Raw genomic sequence first — 18,731 nt, 5'->3', positions numbered from 1 at the left:
CGGGGGAGGATGTGGGCGCGACGGATTATAGCGCGCTGCCGGGCTGAGGGAGATGGGTTGGAAATTACCGTCACCCCGGCGAAAGCCGGGGCCTATTAAATTGGTGAAGCACAGGCAGCGCCGCCCGTCTTCGCTTATTCAGGGGGTCCCGGCTTTCGCCGTGATGACAGATTTTTTAGTGCGCTTCCTCCCAGTTGTGGGCGGCGCGGGCGTCGACGGCCAAGGGCACGGCGAGCTTGACGGCGGGCTCGGGCGCCTTCTCCATCACGTCCTTCACCAGCGTCTTCAGCGCCTCGACCTCGGCATCGAGCGCTTCGAAGATGAGCTCGTCATGCACCTGCAAGAGCATGCGGGCGCCGAGGCCGGCTTTGGCCAGCGCGTCCGGCATGCGGATCATGGCGCGGCGGATGATGTCGGCGGCAGCCCCCTGGATCGGCGCGTTGATGGCGGCGCGCTCCATGAAGGAACGCTCCGACGCGTTGGGGGAGGTGATGCGCGGGAAATGGCAGCGCCTGCCGAAGATGGTCTCGACATAGCCCTTCTCGCGCGCCTCCTTGCGCGTTGAATCCATGTAATCCTTGATGCCGGGGAAGCGCTGGAAATAGGTCTTGATGTAGTTCGCCGCCTCCTCGCGCGGGATGCCGAGCTGGTTGGCGAGGCCGAAGGCCGAGATGCCATAGATGATGCCGAAATTGATGGCCTTGGCGCGCCGGCGCACCGCCGGATCCATGCCCTTCACCGGCACGCCGAACATTTCCGATGCCGTCATGGCATGGATGTCGAGCCCGTCGGCGAAGGCCTTGCGCAATTGCGGGATGTCGGCGACATGCGCCAGCACGCGCAGTTCGATCTGGCTGTAATCGGCGCTGATGAGCTTGGCACCCTTAGGCGCGATGAAGGCGGTGCGGATGCGCCGTCCCTCCTCGGTCCTGACCGGGATGTTCTGAAGATTGGGATCGTTGGAGGAGAGACGCCCGGTCGAGGTGGCAGCGAGCGCATAGGAGGTGTGGACGCGGCCGGTATCGGGATTGATGAAGGCCGGCAGCGCATCCGTATAGGTCGAGCGCAATTTGGAGAGCTGGCGCCAGTCGAGCACCTGGCGGGCGAGATCGATGCCCTGCCCGGCCAGATCCTCGAGCACATCTGAATCGGTGCTCCAGGCGCCGGTCTGCGTCTTGCGGCCGCCGGTAAGTCCCATGCGGCCGAAGAGGATGTCGCCCAATTGCTTGGGCGAGCCGATATTGAAGGTCTCGCCGGCGAGCTCATAGACCTGCTTCTCGATCCTGGCCCCCGACGTGGCGAACTCGCCCGACAGTCTCGCCAGCACGGCGCGATCGACGAGGATGCCTTCGCGCTCCATGGCGGCGAGCACCGGCACCAGCGGACGCTCCAGCGTCTGATAGACAGTGGTCTTGTGCTCGCGCGCCAGGCGCTCATGGAAGAGGAGCCAAAGGCGTATCGTGATGTCGGCCGATTCCGCCGCATAGTGGGTGGCGCGGTCGAGCGGCACCTTGTCGAAGCTCACCGCCGACTTGCCGGTGCCGGCGACTTCCTTATAGGCGATGGGCTTGTGGCCGAGATGCTTCTGCGCCAGCTCGTCGCGGCCATGGCCATTGAGGCCGCTTTCGAGCGCATAGGACATGAGCATCGTGTCCTCGATCGAGCGGAGCGCGATGCCGAGGCGGCGGAAGATGAGCGCGGCCACTTTCAGATTCTGCCCGATCTTCAGGATGGACGGATCCTCGAGCACCGGCTTCAGCAAGGTGATGAGATCGGCAATGGGCAGCTGCCTGATGTCCGAGCCGCCGAAATCGAGCCCGTCGCCCGCGCGATGGCCGACCGGGACATAGCAGGCCTCGCCCGGCGCGACGCTCAAAGCGATGCCGGCAAGCTCGGCCTGCATGGGATCGTAAGCGGTGGGCGCGATGTCGATCGCCACCTGGCCTTCCTCGATGATGCGCGAAACCCAGCGCTCGAGCCCGTCCTTGTCGATGACCGTCTGGTAGCCGGCCGGCGTGAAGGGGATGGCAGCGAGCTTCTCGGCCACCGAGATCTTCGGCTTCTCCTCGACCGCGGCGAAGACGGTGCGGGTGGCTTCATGCTGCGGATCGGCCTTGCGCTTCTCGACATAGGCCGGGCGTGCGGCGGGCGCGGGCGTGCCGATGGCGGCCCCTTCCGGCGGCCAGCCCTTGATGGTGACCGGCACGGCTTCGATCTCGGCGGCATCGGCCGAGAGGTCGGCTGCGACGCGGCGCATGAGGGAGGCGAATTCCATGGTCTTGCAGAAGCCGATGAGCTCGGACGCGCGGGGTTCGTCCACCATGAACGTATCGAGCGGATGATCGACCTTCATGTCCTGCACCAGCGTGACGAGCTGCTTGGAGATGCGCGCCTGGTCGGCGAACTGGATGAGATTCTCGCGCCGCTTCTGCTGCTTGATCTCGGCGGCGCGCTCGAGCAGCGCTTCCAGCGAGCCGAATTCGGTGATGAGCTGGGCGCCGGTCTTGACGCCGATGCCGGGCACCCCCGGCACATTGTCGACCGAGTCGCCGGCCAGCGCCTGGACATCGACGACCTTGCCGGGTGCTACGCCGAATTTCTCCAGCACCTCGGCGGCGCCGATCTCCTTGTCCTTCATCGTGTCATAGAGCTTCACCTTGTCGGTGACGAGCTGCATGAGATCCTTGTCGGAGGAGACGATGCGCACGGTGGCGCCCTTCTCGGCCGCTTGCCTGGCATAGGTGGCGATCAGGTCGTCGGCCTCGTAGTCATCCTGCTCGATGCAGGCGACATTGAAGGCGCGGGTGGCCTGGCGGATCAGGCCGAATTGCGGGATGAGATCGGCCGGCGGATCGGGCCTGTGCGCCTTGTAGTCGGCATAGATGCGCTTCCGGAAGGTCTGCTCCGACTTGTCGAAGATGACCGCGAGATGGGTGGGCTTCTCGCCGGCCTTCATGTCCTTGAGCAGCTTCCACAACATGTTGCAGAAGCCCTGGACGGCGCCGACGGGGAGCCCGTCGCTCTTGCGGGTGAGCGGCGGCAGGGCGTGATAGGCGCGGAAAATGTAACCGGACCCGTCGATCAGATAGACATGATCGCCGGACTTCAGGGGGCGATGTTGGGACATGCCCCCTTATGCCATTCCCGCTCTTAGGCTTCCAGCCTTCCGGAACGGCTGCTGACAAGTTCTGGCTTACGTGACGTTTCCGACAGCCTCGCCCATTGCGGCCGGCGGAACAGGAAGCTCAAGGGCGTCCTGCGCACCGCCCAGAACAGCAGCACCGGGCAGATGACGCCGGCCGCGGTGACGATGAGCGACACGATGGCGAGATCATCGATCACACCCGCTTTCAGAAGCACGGCGCGCGTCGCCGCCATGAACATGAAGAAGGAGAGATAGATGACGATGGAGTTCTGGCCGCAATAGCGGATGGCTTTCGCGAATTTGAAGCGCGCCAGGAAGACGCCGGCCGAGATGACCGCACCCGCGCCGATGAAGCCCAGGATGAGGCTGACACCCGGCAGATGCGCCACGCCGGTGCTGACCAGGATGGCGTTGATGATGCCCCACATCACGAGGCCTAAGAGGATGCCGAGCGGGTTGAGGCTGTCGACCTCGCGCGCGAAGGCGAAGACATGGGCGGCGAGCCAGTAGCCGGCATAGAAATAGACGAAGCGGTTGGCGAATTCATCGATGACGAGCCAGCCCGTCTCGAGATGCGCCATTTCGAGAGCCGCGCCCACGGCGAAGACGAGAAGCGGCGGCACGCCCTTCAGCGCCTTCACCACGACGAAGAAGATGGCGAGCAGATAGATGAACCACAGCGTGCCATAAGGCTGGATCAGCCCCAGGCCATAGGCCTGCAGCGCAGCCAGCGGGCCTTCCTCGAGCAGGAGGCCGGTGCTCTTCATGGCGAACTGGATGGTCATCCACAAAATGTAGAAATAGGCGAAGTGGACGAGCTTGGTATCGAGATATTGCCGCCAGGGGCGATCGATGCGGGAGGCCAGGAAGAGGCCGGAGATGAGGAAGAAGTCCGGCATGCGGAAGGGCCTTGCCCATTCGATGAAGCCGTTGAGCCAGGAGAGCTCGCCCGCCGCCTTCTCGACGCCCAGCGTCGAATGCATCATGACGACCAGAATGATACAGATGCCCTTGGCGTAATCGACCCAGTCGACGCGTGCCCCCGTTGATCCTGACATATGACTTTCCTCTCTCTGTGCCAAAGCGGCACGGACTTTCCTCCCATCTGGCAAGGAGCATGCCGGGGCGATGCCGGCCGGCCCGGATACAGGGATTTGCAGGGAATTACAGGGAATTGCAGGGAAAAAATCCAGGCCTAATGATTTCAATGGGTTGGAGGCGAGCAGCAGGGAATTCATCCGTTGCGGGGCAAAGTGGAGATAGCGAGAAAAATGTTCCTCTTTTGTTCTCATCTGGCGGGCTATACACCCCTTTCGCCCGCAAAGGCAAGCCCTGGCCGGGTTGAGCCCGGCCACAGGCTTTCCGGCTCGATGCCCGCAATCTAGGGCAGGCACAGCGCCCGGCCGACCCAGGCCTTGTCGAAGCCCATGCGGCGACGGCCGTCGATGACGACGGCCGGCACCGCCACCATGCCGAACTGCCTGAGCATGGCTTTCTGCGCCCGGCGGCTCGACGTTACCTCGACATAGCGATAGCTGATCTTGTTGCGACTGAGAAACTGCTTGGCGGTGGCGCAGGCGGGGCACCAATAGGCGCCATAGAGCGTCACACCCTGTTTGCCGCAGCCGGCATGAGCCGAACCCGCAACCGACGACAACAGCACCACGGCAAGGAAGAATCGTTTCATGGTTTGCTCCCGGAATTTCGCAAGACAGGTGAAGGGATCCCGCCGCGGGGACCTGAGGCCGGCGGACACAACTTCCGGGAGCAAATGACGTGCCAGCGGCGCGAAGCGGCGCCGCTTCAATTTTCCATAGCGATATTCATCATCGGGTGACCAGACTGTGCCGGATCTGCCCAGCCGGCAAAGGCCGGACACTCACCCCGTTGCCAAAAAAACACAACTGTTCACAATTTCCCCAGGGTCATCCTGCTGCGCGCCTGCGGCGCTTCCTGCTGCGCGCTGACGCGCTTCGCAGGACAGGTCGCAGGACAGGTCGCAGGACAGGTCCTGCTGGTGTTTCGCGGGGCGGGGCGCGGGACGGGTCAGTCGTTGGCGGACGCCGATTCCGGGGTCTTGCACAGGCAGCCATTTTTCAGCCCGCGCTGCCAGTCGGCGCGGGTGCCGTTGAAGCTGTTGCGGTCGACAGGCCCTGAGACGCCGGGCACGCGGCCGGTGGTGGTGAACTGCCACAGCGCCCAGTCGCGCGCCTCATAGGCGTCGTCCGGCTCCGCCGCCACCGAGCGCAGCCAGAAATCATGGGTGGTGAACTCGCCTTCCAGCACCTCGCGGTGAAATTTGGGATCGGTATAGATGATCGGCCGCTTGCCGCTATGCTCTTCCATCGCCTTGAGCATGACCCTGATCTTGGCGAGCGCCAGGCTGCGCTTGATGCGGCGCGGGCAGGTCTTCGAGTGGGGGTTCCATTCCACATCGAGCACCGGGGGCAGCGCGTCTTCATCCTTCGGCACCTGCGCGGCGAACCACGCGGCCTGGTCGCTGGCGAGGCTGCACCAATACATGAAATGATAGGCGCCCCTGGCGAGGCCGGCCTTTTTCGCGGCGCGCCAGTTGGCGAGGAATTTCGGATCGGCGCGGTCGGCCCCCTCGGTCGCCTTGATATAGGCAAAATGGACGCCCGCCTTGCCGACCTTCCGCCAGTCGATATCGCCCTGGTAGTAGGAGACGTCGATGCCCTGGACCGGCATCTTGTGGGCGGCGGCGACGGCCTCATGCGGCTTGCGGTCGGAGAGCTTGCGGGAAAGGGCCGCCTCGGCACCCAGGCTTGCGGCGAGGACACAGGCGGCGGCGGCAAGCGCCGCCCTGCGGCACAGATCAAGCACCATTTGTATCGTCCCGACCCCTCCAGGAGTTGCGGCCAGCCCCGGGTGGAATCTAGAGCCTTTTGCGCGGCGGGGAAAGCGGGACCTGCCGCCCCCTGATGAAAGCCCGGCCCCGCAAAGGATTGATTTTGCAGGGTCCCCGGCCCTGATCCGCCCCTGAAAACCGGGGAAATGGCGGTGAAACCGGCGCGGCTGGCCGGCCCCAGGCCCGGTGTGGCCGAAAGGACACGGTCGTCCACTATTTTCGAACGCCCGCCTTTGGCAATTGAAATGCAAGGGGGTTTGAGCGACTTTACGGCAGGGGCAAATATTACTCTGGGGAATTCGCTGTGAAAAACACTCTCAAACTGTCAACCAGCCTGGCGGCCATGGCATTTTTCGGGGTGATCGGCGCAACGGCCGTGCAGGCAGCCGATCCGGTCGTCGATCCGGGCTGCATGCTTTCGGGCTCGGTCACCGCCGGCTTCATGTATAACTGGCAGGACGCCGAGGCCTCGGACAGCGAGGACAGCATCGACGGCAAGGATGTCGACTGGGACACGCCCTTTGGCGAGGGCGCCGGTCTCGTGACCTGCGGCGGGTTCAACGTCCAGGCCGATGTCGCCTATTATGCCCATTCGGGCGATCTGGAGGACATCTCGGGAAAGGATGTCGATCTCGACTCGACCAACACGCATATCGGCGGCGCGCTGTTCTGGCGTGATCCGTCCTTCGCGGCCCTTGGCGTGCAGGGCTCGTGGATCTCGCAGGATATCCTCTCGAAGGATGTCGATACCTTCCGCGTCGGCCTGTTCGGCGAGTTCTATCTCGACGACATGTTCACCCTTGGCGGTTCGGCCGCCTATTTCAACTCGGATAGCGTCGATACGCTTGCCGGGAAGGATACCGACGGGTTCGAGCTGGCCGCATGGGGCCGGTTCTATGCCACGCCGGATTTCGCGCTGACGCTGCGCGGCGATCTCATGCTGGGTGATTTCGACATCGACAACGAAAGCGGCGATCTCAACGGCTGGGCGATAACCGGCGATGCCGAATATCTCGTCTGGGATCAGGGCCTGGCGATCTTCGGCGGCGCCCGCTATGCCGAACGCGAGGCCGATTTCGACGACGACGACCTCGAGATCGAGATCGACGACTTCCAGGTGTTTGCCGGCCTCAAATTCTACTTCGGCCACGACGGGACGCTGCTTGAACGCCAGCGCACCGGCACGGTCGACAACACCAGCGTGTTCCAGGAAAAACTGCCGCAGTTCTTCAATTCCGCCCTGGCCCAGTTCGACTGACCCGGCCTGCGGCCGAAACCGAAACAAGGAAGGCCCGCCCCGTTTGGCGGGCCTTTTCTTCTGGCGCCGGCGGATGCGCCCGGGCCCGGCCCCGCCCCGCCTCGGCGGGGGCCGGGCTGATGCCCGTCACGGGCCCTCTCCCCGGCCCACCCCCTCAGATCAGCCCGCGGCCAGGCCCATGGTCCCCGGTCCGAAAGGCGGCGGCGCGCCGGCCGGCAACGGCGTTTTCCGGTTCCGGCAGCGATGGCCGCCGGGTGTGATCTGCCTGCCGCGGAGGGTGGGCGGCGAAGGAGCCGGGCGGACCGAGGAGGAGCCTGAGCCGGAAGGCCGCCTGAACAAGGCCGGTTGCGGCGCGGCTCCGGCTTCGGCTATATGTCCCTCACCTTTCAGCAGCACCCGTAGCTCAGCTGGATAGAGTGCTGCCCTCCGAAGGCAGAGGTCACAGGTTCGAATCCTGTCGGGTGCGCCATCCTGCTTCGGGTCTATACCGGAGACATGGGTTACGGATTACCGGGAAACACCGGCGGTACCTTCGGACCAAACTGACAGTTCCTATGCCGACTAGCGTAGCGTGCAAGCGACATCTAACAGAGATGCAGCCACGCTGGCTCTGGCTGTTGCACCGATGATCTAAATAGGTTTAGATCAAGCAAAAAGTCTTCTCACCTGTCGGGGGCAATCAAAGGGGAAACAAGGCAGCATAGATTCGGCTTTCGGATCCTTTGTAATCGAAGATGAATAGCCGCAGATGCGGCAAAGCTGTTGATTCATTTGGGACGGCCAAATGTTTAGTCAGATCATCTGGAACAAATACCTGCGTCTTATCCTCTTTTGGGGACTTGTTGCGGGCGCAACCCTCGCGGCTTCGAAATTCTGGAAACCATTCAATGTCGATCTCATTTCTGAGACGGCGCTGAAGGCTTATAATGGAAAATTTGAAGGACTGAGCGAGCAAGATTTTGCTTTTGCTCTCGCCGCTAGCTTGGGCGTTCTAGCCGGGGCCTTAGCGCTAGCAATTCTCGTGATGCACGCTCTGTGGATACCATTCTCCCTTCGGCTCGCCCGCCGGCCAATCTCGGCGCAAAAAGACATGGTCTCGTTTGCGGCCGCTTATGAAGATATCCATCGAAAACTCGCCCGCCATCCATTGCTCGGACATGCATGGAAGGAATTCGACGAAACTCTCGTCAAACCAAGAGACGAGCGAGAGCCCATCCGCAACACTGTGCGTCCGCAGTCCTTTGTCAATATAGGAATAGCGCGCGAAAAGCTGTTCGCTCTCAAGATGATGAGCAGCTTGCCGGGATATTTCGTGGGCATCGGGCTTCTTCTCACCTTCATTGGTCTTGTTCTCGCCCTGCACAAAGCCGCTGCCGGCGTCAGCAGCGAAGATGCCAAAGGCATGCAAGCTGCTACACGCGAACTTCTCCAGGTCGCGACTTTCAAGTTCTCGACATCAATTGCTGGTCTTGGTGCGTCGATCGCACTTTCTTTTCTCCTGAGGATCTATGCTATTTTTATTGAAGGAGCGTTCGAAAAATTTTGCCATGCTGTCGAGGCGAAACTTCGCTACACGGCTCCCCAATCCATAACCGCAGAAATGAATGAGCACATGGCTGAACAGGTCGTGGAGCTTAAACAAATAAACAGTGCGGACTTCTTTTCTCGAATGGGTGAGCAACTTTCGCCACAAATACAGTCCGCTTTCTCTGCCGCAATCGCACCAGTCACCACCGCAATCAGCGATGCGATGGACCAGATCTCGAAAACGAGTCAGACAGGTGTTACGGATCTTGTGCAGCAGTTTACGAACAACTTGAATAGCAGTGCTGGCACCGAGCTAAAAGAACTCGCCAACACTCTTCGCGGAATGCAAGCAACTCTGGCAGACGCTCAGAAGAATATCCATGGAACAGGGGAGGATTTTGGCCGGCGACTCACTGAAGCCGCAGAAAATCTTAATCGACTTATGGGCCAGGCGGGGGATCGACTTAGCCAGAGTTCCGACGAAAGTCGACAAGTACTCAATGAAATTGTATCCGCCCTCAAGTCGACATCGGATCAAGCATTGACGGATGTCCGCAAAGTGGTCGAAACCGCTTCTGACGAAGCCGGCAGTACGATCAGAGATGGCATGTCTGTGGTTATCGAAGCCATCAATGAGCAATTCGCCGCATTCACCGCTGCCATGCAGACGGCTTCTCAGACTATCGCTGATCAAGTAGCAGCGCTTGAGAACACCACCATTCAGTCGCGAGCGATTGCGGACGCTTTTGGTAAAACGGCGCAGGATGTAAGGGCAGCGTCAACTCCTCTCGTTCAAAGCGGGGAACGGATTGCAAATGCCACTGATAAGCTTTCCGAGATTGTGCGAGCGACCGCTACAACTTTGATCACAACGAATGACGCGAGCAAGGAACTCGCCGGAGCCCTCCAGACCCACATCAAGACGGTTTCGGAAACTTGGGCGCAGTATTCCGAGCGTTTCGCCAAGGTGGACGCGGACCTCGGCCGCTCATTCGAACAACTCCATGATGCCACCATCCGACAAGGCCAATTGCTCAGCGACTACGCAAAGAAAGTCGATGAAGGGCTCGCATCGGCGGTGCAGAAACTCAGTCCGCTCATGTCTGGCCTGGAGGACAGCGCCGGGTCGCTCAGCGACTCGGTAGACGACCTCAAGAAAGTCTTCACCCGGGCAGCAGCCGAGTAGCAAAAAGGGGCGGCAATGATAGTCGCGGAAGCCGAGGCAGGAACTCAAGCGGAAGAAGGTGAAAATTACTTCATCTCCATGACGGACATGATGGTGGGTGTTCTGTTCATCTTCATCATAATGCTCATGGTGTTCGCCCTGGAGTTTCGGACGACAACAGACACGAATGAGGACGCTTTGCAGAAGGCGCGTGAGGCCGCCAAGTCAGCACAAGAAGCGGCCAGCGAACTTGAGAGTTTTCATAAGGATGTCGCGGATGAGCTCAAGGCAATCGATGAGGCCCAGCAGGCGCGCACCCAATTGCTCCACGATCTCGAAACCCAGATGCATGCCAAAGGGCTCGATGTAAAGATCGATGAGGTCAATGGTGTGCTTCGCCTTACCGAGCAGGCTGTTCGCTTTGAGCCGGACAGCTCTGAAATCGGTGATGTGGCCCGACAGAATATCTCAACAATTGCAGAGGTCTTGAATGAGGTTCTCCCTCAATATACTGCGTGCGACAACTGCGGAGAACGTCGCAGCTCGACGCTAGAAACAGTCTTCATCGAAGGGCACACGGACAAGACTGGGGTCCTCGACCCGGAGATGCGCGATCAACGAAACTGGCAGTTGTCAGCAGAGCGTTCCGTCAACACCTATCGGGAGATCATCGCCCGTGCGCCGGCTCTCAAGGTCCTACATAACCAAAGCCACCAGCCGGTGTTGTCGGTATCTGGATACTCGTCAACGCGCCCTATCGACCTAAGCGACAACAAGGACGGATATGCGAAGAACCGCCGGATCGACCTGCGGTTCGTCATGGAGGTCAATCGAAAGGAGCGGCTCAAGGAAATTCTTAAGATCACCGATGACATGAGGACGAGGATCCAACAGATTGACGAAGCCATCGTTAGCATTCGCAAGGCTGTTGGTGAATAGATGGGCCATCTGAGGGCATCCCTTGCCACTCTAAGCCGAGATCTTCGGCTGAACGCAGATGTACCGGAAGTATCGAAGATTGCCTCAATCGCTGATCGGATAGCCAGCGCCGGTGGCGGCGAGATTCGACCGCCAAAAGACTTCGATCAGATTGCCAATCAGCTTCTGGGTCGCCACCGAAACGGTATCTCGCTTACCCGAGCCGACCTTCGAGACGCGGCCTGGTGCCTTTGGGAAACTGACCCGCCACTTGCGTCTGTCACACCCTTTCTGCATTCGCTGCTGGCCGTTTTTGACCAGCGTGGCCAACGTCGGCATTATCGCTCACTCGCATCGTCCTTCATCACGAGCTTCGGGCCTGGTCGGAGCGGCATGAAGGAAGTTTCCCAGCTCCTCGCACGGAAGGCTCCTGAAGCGGGTGCGCCATGGATCAATCTCATGGCCAAGTTGAGTTTCTTCGACCTGGAGCAGGGCCTACGACGAATCGTGGAAAACTCCCTCAATTCCAGGATATCCCCAACGATTGTGCTTAAGGAGCATGGCCTCGGGAGCCTTGATTCTCAATCTGGTTATGCAAAGGCCTGCTCAGAAAGACTCCTCCGACAACTTTCAATCGACAAGAACTTGGAGCCGCAAGAAAGACTGGATCTCGTCCGAGCCACCGCAACGACTTCACCGAAATCCCTCGTATTCTCGGATCAGAGTGCCTTAGTGGCCAATGCCCTTGTTCTCCCATTCGGTGAGAATGTCCCTCAGGGTGATACTCTCGATTCACATCTCAGCCTGTTGATCAGTCTATTCGGTGACCCCCGCCTGCGACCTGGTTCGTGGACCAGCATGCAGGAGGCTGAAGCCATTGTCAGACGGTGGCTGATAAGGTCAACGCTGTTGCAGTTCCTCGCCATCATTGATCAGGTCGCGCAGCGGGGAGGCTATGAGGACATGCGCCGCATGTTCAAGCACAGAAAGGCCTTTTGGGAAGCCGTCTATAATATGGACCTGATCCAAGACGCCTGGGTGGTTTTTGACCATACCGGATCGGCGCTAGGCAAACAGCTATTTGGCAGAGAGTTGCAGTTCGCTCGATTCGAAGACGGCGTCCAGCCGGGGCAGACAGTTCTTATCCTCCGCGTCGGGAACAGTCTTGTGGTTGAATGGAGTCATAACGGCAAGTGCATAATATGGAACCGTCACGACGCGCGAGATGCCCCACGGCTCTACCGTTCCAAATATTTAGCCAACGAGCTTCGGCACAAGACGGCAAATGATATCGTCGGAAATTCTGATTTTGCGGTCTCTCACCTTGGATCCGACACGCTGAACTGGCAGCGCAAAGTTGCCGATAAACTTCACCGGCTGACAGGTCAGAGAATCAAAGAAGCGAGCTATATGGTCCGTTGAATGACTGTATCATTCAAGTCTAAAACTGACACCGAGGGAATTACGGTTACTGCCGAAGAAAAGCGTCTATTGTCGCGGCATATAGTTGCCCTTCATGATTGGGACAAGATCCCGGGGAAAGCGAAGATTGTTGCCACATACCTTCTCTCTCTCAGGGACACAGGTAGCGCAAGCGAAACCCCCACGTCATTGACGCTTCCCCACGAAGCCGCAGCGAGCCTCCCGGAGGCCATAGCAGCGGAAATCAACCTTCCAGAGGTCGCTCCTCTGTCGGTGACACTGTCCTTCAGGGGGCTTGTCGAGGAGCCAAACTCCCAGATACAAATGGATTGGCGGGACCGCTCCGTCCGCCAAGTGCGCCCGATGCGCACGGGCACTGTCCTCACATGGGGAAACATGTCGGGCCGATTGACCAAGCCGCTATTCGATTTAGTTAACGCCGTTGACCTGTTTAACGCCAGTCAGGGTCGCGATGCGGAAGTGAGAATTGGCTCTTGGGGGCCCGTTCAAAAAGCTCTGGTGGAAAACTTGGGGAGCAGCGTCTCTGCCGACCGGTACTTATCGAGTCTCACCATACATCAAGCTGGCGCTCTTGCGCTCGACGTTAGGCAAACGCCGAATGGCCCTGATTTCGATCCGGTGCTGATGAGTCGTTCGAAGGCCTCATCACTCGAAGACAATGCTCCTGTGAGCGAAGCGGCGGACGACGATCCCGAGGGCGCAGCGCGCGATCAGGAAGCGGATGCATTGCTGCCGCCCGATCTTCAAGCGAAATTTGTGAACTCGCATTTCTACCGAAGCGGAGCTGCTAGAGAGGCCTATGTGTTGGCGCCCAACACCTTCCTTGTGTTGAGCCCCGAACTTAAGATCGCGCTGGATGTCGTGAAGCAAAAGAAGGGCGCTGCTGGTGAGGAACGGCGCGCTTTCATCAAAAATCCGCGCTCTGCCATTGCCGAGGCCTTAGCTTCTGCGGGGCTGGCCACCCCCTCGGTAGGCGTCTTTGTCGAAACGAGGCAGTATTCCGAGCGGGTCCTAGGGCTCGGTATTTGGGATCCTCCCAAATTACCGTGGATAACAAAACGCAGCGGCCAATGGCTGCCGGAATCCTTTCCATTTCAGATTGGAGACCGCTCTCTTACCGTGACACCGGCAGAGCTGGAGACATTTGAACAAGACCTAGCCAGGGCCACAGCCGAAGGCCTCCCCACAGTGTCCCTTCAAGGCTCAGCCTTTCCGGTCGCAGAGGCTGAAGCTGCGGTTCGCGATTTTCGTCCTCCCGCCCTCGACGCGACACCACCTTCCGACGAAGCGAATGCGGAACAGACTGACGATGCTCCTCCAGATGACAATGTTCTTGTCATCAAGACCAATGTCGACGGCGTGGAGCACGAAATTGGCCACCGCCCGCGTCCAGTCAGGATTGAAGTTGATTTCCCACGAGATCGAATGTCGGCAACAGCTCCCAAGTCCCATCAGCGCGATGGGTTTAAGTGGCTGGTCGATGCATGGGCCAAAGGCTGGCCCGGCGTTCTCTTGGCTGATGACATGGGGCTGGGTAAGACATTCCAAGCGTTGGCGTTCCTGGCGTGGACCAGGAAAAATCAAGAAGCATCCGGTCGCGGACCTGCGCCAACGAAAGGACCTTTCCTGATCGTTGCGCCAACCGCCCTCTTGAAAAACTGGGCTGCCGAGGCGGGAAAGCACCTGGCCCAGGGAGCTTTGGGAGACTGCGTTGAAGCTTTTGGGCCTGGACTGCCTCGCCTCAAGAGGCAAAAGACTGCCGGCTGGACACCAGAAGACGCACTGGATGTGGCGTTACTTCGGGATGCCGACTGGATCCTGACAACTTACGAGACGCTGGCCGATTATCATCGTACTTTTGCTCGCGTCAGTTATTCCGTGGCGCTCTTCGATGAAATGCAGAAGATCAAGGCGCCTGGAACTATTAATACGCATGCGGCGAAGGCGATGAATGCGGATTTCGTTCTGGGGTTGACGGGCACCCCGATAGAGAACCGCATTGAGGACCTCTGGTGCATCATGGACCGGATCGTCCCGGGCTATCTCGGCGATCTCAGGTCATTCTCCGCCCAATATGGCGAAGAATCATTCGATGCCCTGAAGAGCCTAAAATCCAAGCTTGACGAGCCTCAAAGGGGTGCTCCGAAAGTCATGCTGAGGCGCATGAAAGAAAATACCATTGATGGATTGCCCGTAAAATCCATCATGAAGTATCCCTCACCCATGCCCCGGTCCCAAGCGGAAGCCTATGACAAGGCTGTTGCCGAGGCGCGCTCAGGACTGCGTGACCAAGGCTCCATGCTGAAAGCTATTCATGCTCTAAGAGGAATCTCCCTGCATCCGGAGGGAGGAGAAGGAGTGAACGCCTTTGACGAAGCTTCTGTACTAAACTGGATAGGACAGTCGGCACGCTTGGAACAAGCAGTCGCCATATTGCGGCGGATTCGGGAACGCGCAGAGAAGGCGATCGTGTTCATAGAGGACCGTTCCGTCCAAACCGTCTTTGCGGCAGCTTCCACGCTCCTGTTTGGACTCAAGTCGACTCCAGCCGTCATCAACGGAGACGTACCGGGAGCCAAACGGCAGGCGATCGTCGACCGCTTTCAGATGTCGCCAGGTGGATTTGATATTCTTGTGCTGTCGCCAAAGGCCGCTGGCATTGGCCTCACGATCACAGCCGCCAATCATGTCGTGCATCTCAGCCGCTGGTGGAATCCGGCTGTTGAAGACCAATGCAATGATCGCGTCTATCGCATCGGCCAGGAACGTCCGGTTACGATCCATATTCCGCTCGCCATCCATCCAACATTTATCGACAACTCGTTCGACAAGACGCTTGACGACCTGTTGGAGGGGAAAAGATCGCTTTCAAGGAATATGCTTGCCCCGCCGGTGCAAGAAGGCGACGTAGGCGCGCTCTTTGGGGCTGCAGTTGGCAAATAGGCGAGCGCCTGCCTGCTCTTTCTGCCTTTATCTTATTGTTTTTGTTCTATTTAATCGATTTCTGTGCCGTCAGGGAAATATCGGCTAGCGAAGTTGTTCGACCAATAAAACATGTACATAATGGCCGATCAATTAAACCACTCCCCGTATATCCCTAATTGAGCCCGCGGCGTGTCTGATCTCTTCTTCGATCATCCCATCCTCAACTCGCCTTATGAGTATCCCAATCGGCATTGGGAACTCGATGAGACAGGCCAGCCCACGCAGAAGGTCATTGAGGAGCGGCGTGGGGCGAAATTCGTCACACCCATCCCCAAACCCAAGAAGCGCAAGGCCAGTACGCAGCAGGAGATCGTATTTGACGAAGGCAAAGGCCTTTCGACCGCTGAGCAGCAATACGACCCGACTTCCATCATCAATGACGTGCGCAGCCAGGTGGACAGCTGGCGGGCACTTCCCAATCCCAGCCAATGGCAGGTGACGCCGGAGACAGCCCACCTTCTCCAGCATTGGCGGCAGGCCAATCCGGGCGGCCTGCGCCCTTTCTTCTGCCAGGTCGAGGCCGCCGAAACGGCAATCTGGCTGACGGAAGTGGCGCCCAACTCGCGCAATGGCAAAAGGCTGCTCGATCATCTGGCCGCAGCCAACAAAGGGGCCAACCCGCAATTGATGCGCCTGGCACTGAAGCTTGCCACCGGCGCCGGCAAGACCACCGTCATGGCCATGCTGATTGCCTGGCAGACGATCAATGCGGTGAGGCGCCCGGCGAGCAAAAGCTTTACGCGCGGCTTCCTGCTCTGCGCGCCGGGCCTCACCATCAAGGATCGACTGCGCGTGCTGCAGCCGAATGATCCAGACAGCTATTACACGACGCGCGAGATCGTACCGAACGACATGCTCGACGACATCCAGCGCGCCAAGATCGTCATCACGAATTATCATGCCTTCAAGCTGCGCGAAACGCTGGAGCTCTCCAAAGGCGGGCGCCAGCTGCTGCAAGGGCGCACCGGCGATGAGCTCAACACGCTGGAGACCGAAGGCCAGATGATCCAGCGGGTCATGCCCGACCTCATGGGCATGAAAAACGTCCTCGCCATCAATGACGAGGCGCATCACTGCTATCGGGAAAAGCCCGGTGAAGAGGACGACGAGGAGCTGAAGGGCGAAGAGAAGAAGGAAGCCGAGAAGAACAATGAGGCAGCGCGGCTGTGGATCTCCGGCCTCGAAGCGGTCAACCGCAAGTTGGGCCTGAGCCGCGTGATCGACCTCTCGGCGACGCCCTTCTTCCTGCGGGGATCACGCTATGCCGAAGGCACGCTGTTTCCCTGGACGATGAGCGATTTCTCGCTGATGGACGCCATCGAATGCGGCATCGTCAAACTGCCGCGCGTGCCGGTGGCCGAGAACATCCCCGGCAGCGAGATGCCGATCTATCGGGACCTGTGGGAGAATATCCGCAAGGACATGCCTAAGAAGGGACGTGGCAAGAGCGAGGAGCTCGACCCGCTCAAGCTGCCGACGCGCCTGCAGACGGCGATCGAAGCGCTCTACGGCCATTACGAGAAGACGTTCAAGCTGTGGCAGGACGAGGGGATCAAGGTGCCGCCCTGCTTCATCATCGTCTGCCAGAACACCGCGATCTCGAAGCTCGTCTATGATTTCATCTCGGGCTTCCACCGCAAGAATGCCGACGGCACCTCCACGCTGGAGAATGGCCGGCACCGGCTGTTCCGCAATTTCGACGATGTGACCGGCAATCCGCTGCCGCGCCCCAATACGCTTCTCATCGACAGCGAGCAGCTCGAAGCCGGCGACGCGCTGGACGACAATTTCCGCGCCATGGCGGCGGATGAGATAGAGCGTTTCCGCCGCGACATCGTCGAGCGCACCGGCGACGCCCGTGCCGGCGACAACATCACGGACCAGGATCTGCTGCGGGAGGTCATGAACACGGTCGGCAAGCAGGGCCAGCTTGGCGGCTCGATCCGCTGCGTTGTCTCGGTCTCGATGCTGACCGAGGGTTGGGACGCCAATTCCGTTACCCATGTGCTCGGCATCCGCGCCTTCGGCACCCAGCTGCTGTGCGAGCAGGTGATCGGTCGGGCGCTGCGCCGGCAGTCCTACGAACAGAACGATGAGGGTCTGTTCAACGTCGAATATGCCGACATCTTCGGCATTCCCTTCGATTTCACTGCTAAGCCGGTCATCGCACCGCCGCAGCCGCCCCGCGAAACGATCCAGGTCAAGGCAGTGTTGCCGGAGCGCGAAAACCTCGAGATCCGGTTCCCACGCGTCGAAGGTTATCGGGTGGAATTGCCGGAGGAAAAGCTCAGCGCCGATTTCAACGACGGCTCCATTCTGGAGCTCACGCCTGACCTTGTAGGCCCTACCGAGAATCTCAACGCGGGAATCATTGGTCAGACAGAAATGCTTACTGTCAAACATCTAGGCGACATGCGACCATCCACGCTTGTCTTCCATCTGACCCAGAGGCTGCTCTATACCAAATGGCGCGATCCCGGCGAGGAACCGAAGCTTCATCTGTTCGGCCAGCTCAAGCGCATCACCAAGGAATGGCTCGACACCTGTCTCGTCTGCAAGGGCGGCACCTATCCGGCGCAGCTCATGTATCAGGAACTGGCTGACATGGCCTGCAACCGTATCACCGCGGCCATCACCAGGAAGTTCCATGGCGAGAAACCTATCAAGGCGCTGCTCGATGCCTATAACCCGGTCGGATCAAGCAGGCATGTCCGCTTCAACACATCACGCGCCGATCGCTGGGAGACGAGCGGGCCGCCGCCCAGGAATCAGGTGAACTGGGTGGTGCTCGACAGCGACTGGGAGGCAGAATTCTGCCGCGTCGCCGAGGCGCATCCCAGGGTACTCGCTTATACCAAGAACCACAATCTCGGTTTCGAAGTGCCTTACCGCTATGGCTCGGAGAACCGGAAATACCTGCCGGATTTCATCGTGAAGGTGGATGACGGGCGTGGCCCCGACGATCCGCTCAATCTGGTGGTCGAGATCAAGGGCTACAGGCGAGAGGATGCCAAGGAGAAGAAATCCACGATGGAGACTTACTGGGTGCCCGGCGTGAACCATCTGGGCTCGCACGGCCGCTGGGCCTTTGCGGAATTCAGGGAAGTCTACCAGATCGAGAGCGATTTCGAGTCGAAGGTCAAAGGCGAGTTCGACAAGATGATTGTGTCCGCAGGGAAACTCAATCGATGACAGTTGACGAAATCATTAATGAAGCAAACAAAGACAGCCGAGTGTGTCCTCAACCCTTGATCTGGAATCGCCTTTGGGAACTCCTCCCGAATAAGCGTAGGGTTGGATCCAGGTGGGAACCGCCGCCTCCTTTAATACTTGCTGCGTGGTGGGACACCTCCGATCGCGATAAACGAGACCGATTTCACACCCATCTCCAATGGGCAGCTAAGTACGGTGCGATCGATGC

10 protein-coding genes and 1 tRNA gene are annotated in these 18,731 nt (G+C 59.5%); 7 read left to right on the top strand and 4 right to left on the bottom strand.

Features of this window, described 5'->3' with window-relative positions:
- Positions 1–175: 175 nt before the first annotated feature.
- From polA to DT068_RS14870, 4 genes are all read right to left on the bottom strand, one after another.
- On the bottom strand, positions 176–3,127 hold the full coding sequence (gene polA / locus DT068_RS14885; protein ID WP_368904733.1) for a DNA polymerase I: 2,952 nt from the start codon (positions 3,125–3,127) through the stop codon (positions 176–178).
- A gap of 23 nt (positions 3,128–3,150) precedes the next feature.
- Positions 3,151–4,203 carry an acyltransferase family protein gene (locus DT068_RS14880; RefSeq protein WP_119390621.1) on the bottom strand — a complete coding sequence of 351 codons (1,053 nt, stop codon included), beginning with the start codon at positions 4,201–4,203 and terminating at the stop codon, positions 3,151–3,153.
- Between the two features lie 323 nt (positions 4,204–4,526).
- Positions 4,527–4,832, bottom strand: a complete 306-nt coding sequence (locus DT068_RS28040) for a glutaredoxin family protein (RefSeq protein WP_162914209.1) — start codon at positions 4,830–4,832, stop codon at positions 4,527–4,529.
- Between the two features lie 359 nt (positions 4,833–5,191).
- Complete coding sequence (locus tag DT068_RS14870; RefSeq protein ID WP_119390619.1) at positions 5,192–5,992, bottom strand: glycoside hydrolase family 25 protein; 801 nt, start codon at positions 5,990–5,992, stop codon at positions 5,192–5,194.
- Between the two features lie 326 nt (positions 5,993–6,318).
- Here DT068_RS14870 and DT068_RS14865 point away from each other — a divergent pair, with 326 nt between their 5' ends.
- The 7 genes from DT068_RS14865 (at position 6,319) to DT068_RS14835 (ending at position 18,502) form a co-directional block, all read left to right on the top strand.
- On the top strand, positions 6,319–7,272 hold the full coding sequence (locus DT068_RS14865; protein ID WP_162914208.1) for a hypothetical protein: 954 nt from the start codon (positions 6,319–6,321) through the stop codon (positions 7,270–7,272).
- A gap of 392 nt (positions 7,273–7,664) precedes the next feature.
- Positions 7,665–7,741, top strand: a tRNA-Arg gene (locus DT068_RS14860).
- A gap of 315 nt (positions 7,742–8,056) precedes the next feature.
- Positions 8,057–9,985 (top strand): anti-phage ZorAB system protein ZorA, encoded by a 1,929-nt coding sequence (gene zorA, locus DT068_RS14855; protein ID WP_119390617.1) that lies wholly within the window; start codon positions 8,057–8,059, stop codon positions 9,983–9,985.
- A gap of 15 nt (positions 9,986–10,000) precedes the next feature.
- Positions 10,001–10,903 carry an OmpA/MotB family protein gene (locus DT068_RS14850; protein WP_119390616.1) on the top strand — a complete coding sequence of 301 codons (903 nt, stop codon included), beginning with the start codon at positions 10,001–10,003 and terminating at the stop codon, positions 10,901–10,903.
- Entirely contained in the window at positions 10,904–12,304 is a 1,401-nt protein-coding gene (locus tag DT068_RS14845; RefSeq protein WP_119390615.1) for an EH signature domain-containing protein, read from the top strand.
- On the top strand, positions 12,305–15,268 hold the full coding sequence (locus tag DT068_RS14840; protein ID WP_119390614.1) for a DEAD/DEAH box helicase: 2,964 nt from the start codon (positions 12,305–12,307) through the stop codon (positions 15,266–15,268). It begins immediately after the preceding gene.
- Between the two features lie 171 nt (positions 15,269–15,439).
- Positions 15,440–18,502 (top strand): BPTD_3080 family restriction endonuclease, encoded by a 3,063-nt coding sequence (locus DT068_RS14835; protein ID WP_119390613.1) that lies wholly within the window; start codon positions 15,440–15,442, stop codon positions 18,500–18,502.
- The last annotated feature ends 229 nt before the right edge of the window (positions 18,503–18,731 follow it).

This window comes from Taklimakanibacter lacteus (assembly GCA_003576695.1).
GTDB lineage: Bacteria > Pseudomonadota > Alphaproteobacteria > Rhizobiales > Aestuariivirgaceae > Taklimakanibacter > Taklimakanibacter lacteus.
This window is presented reverse-complemented; position numbering and strand designations above follow the sequence as displayed.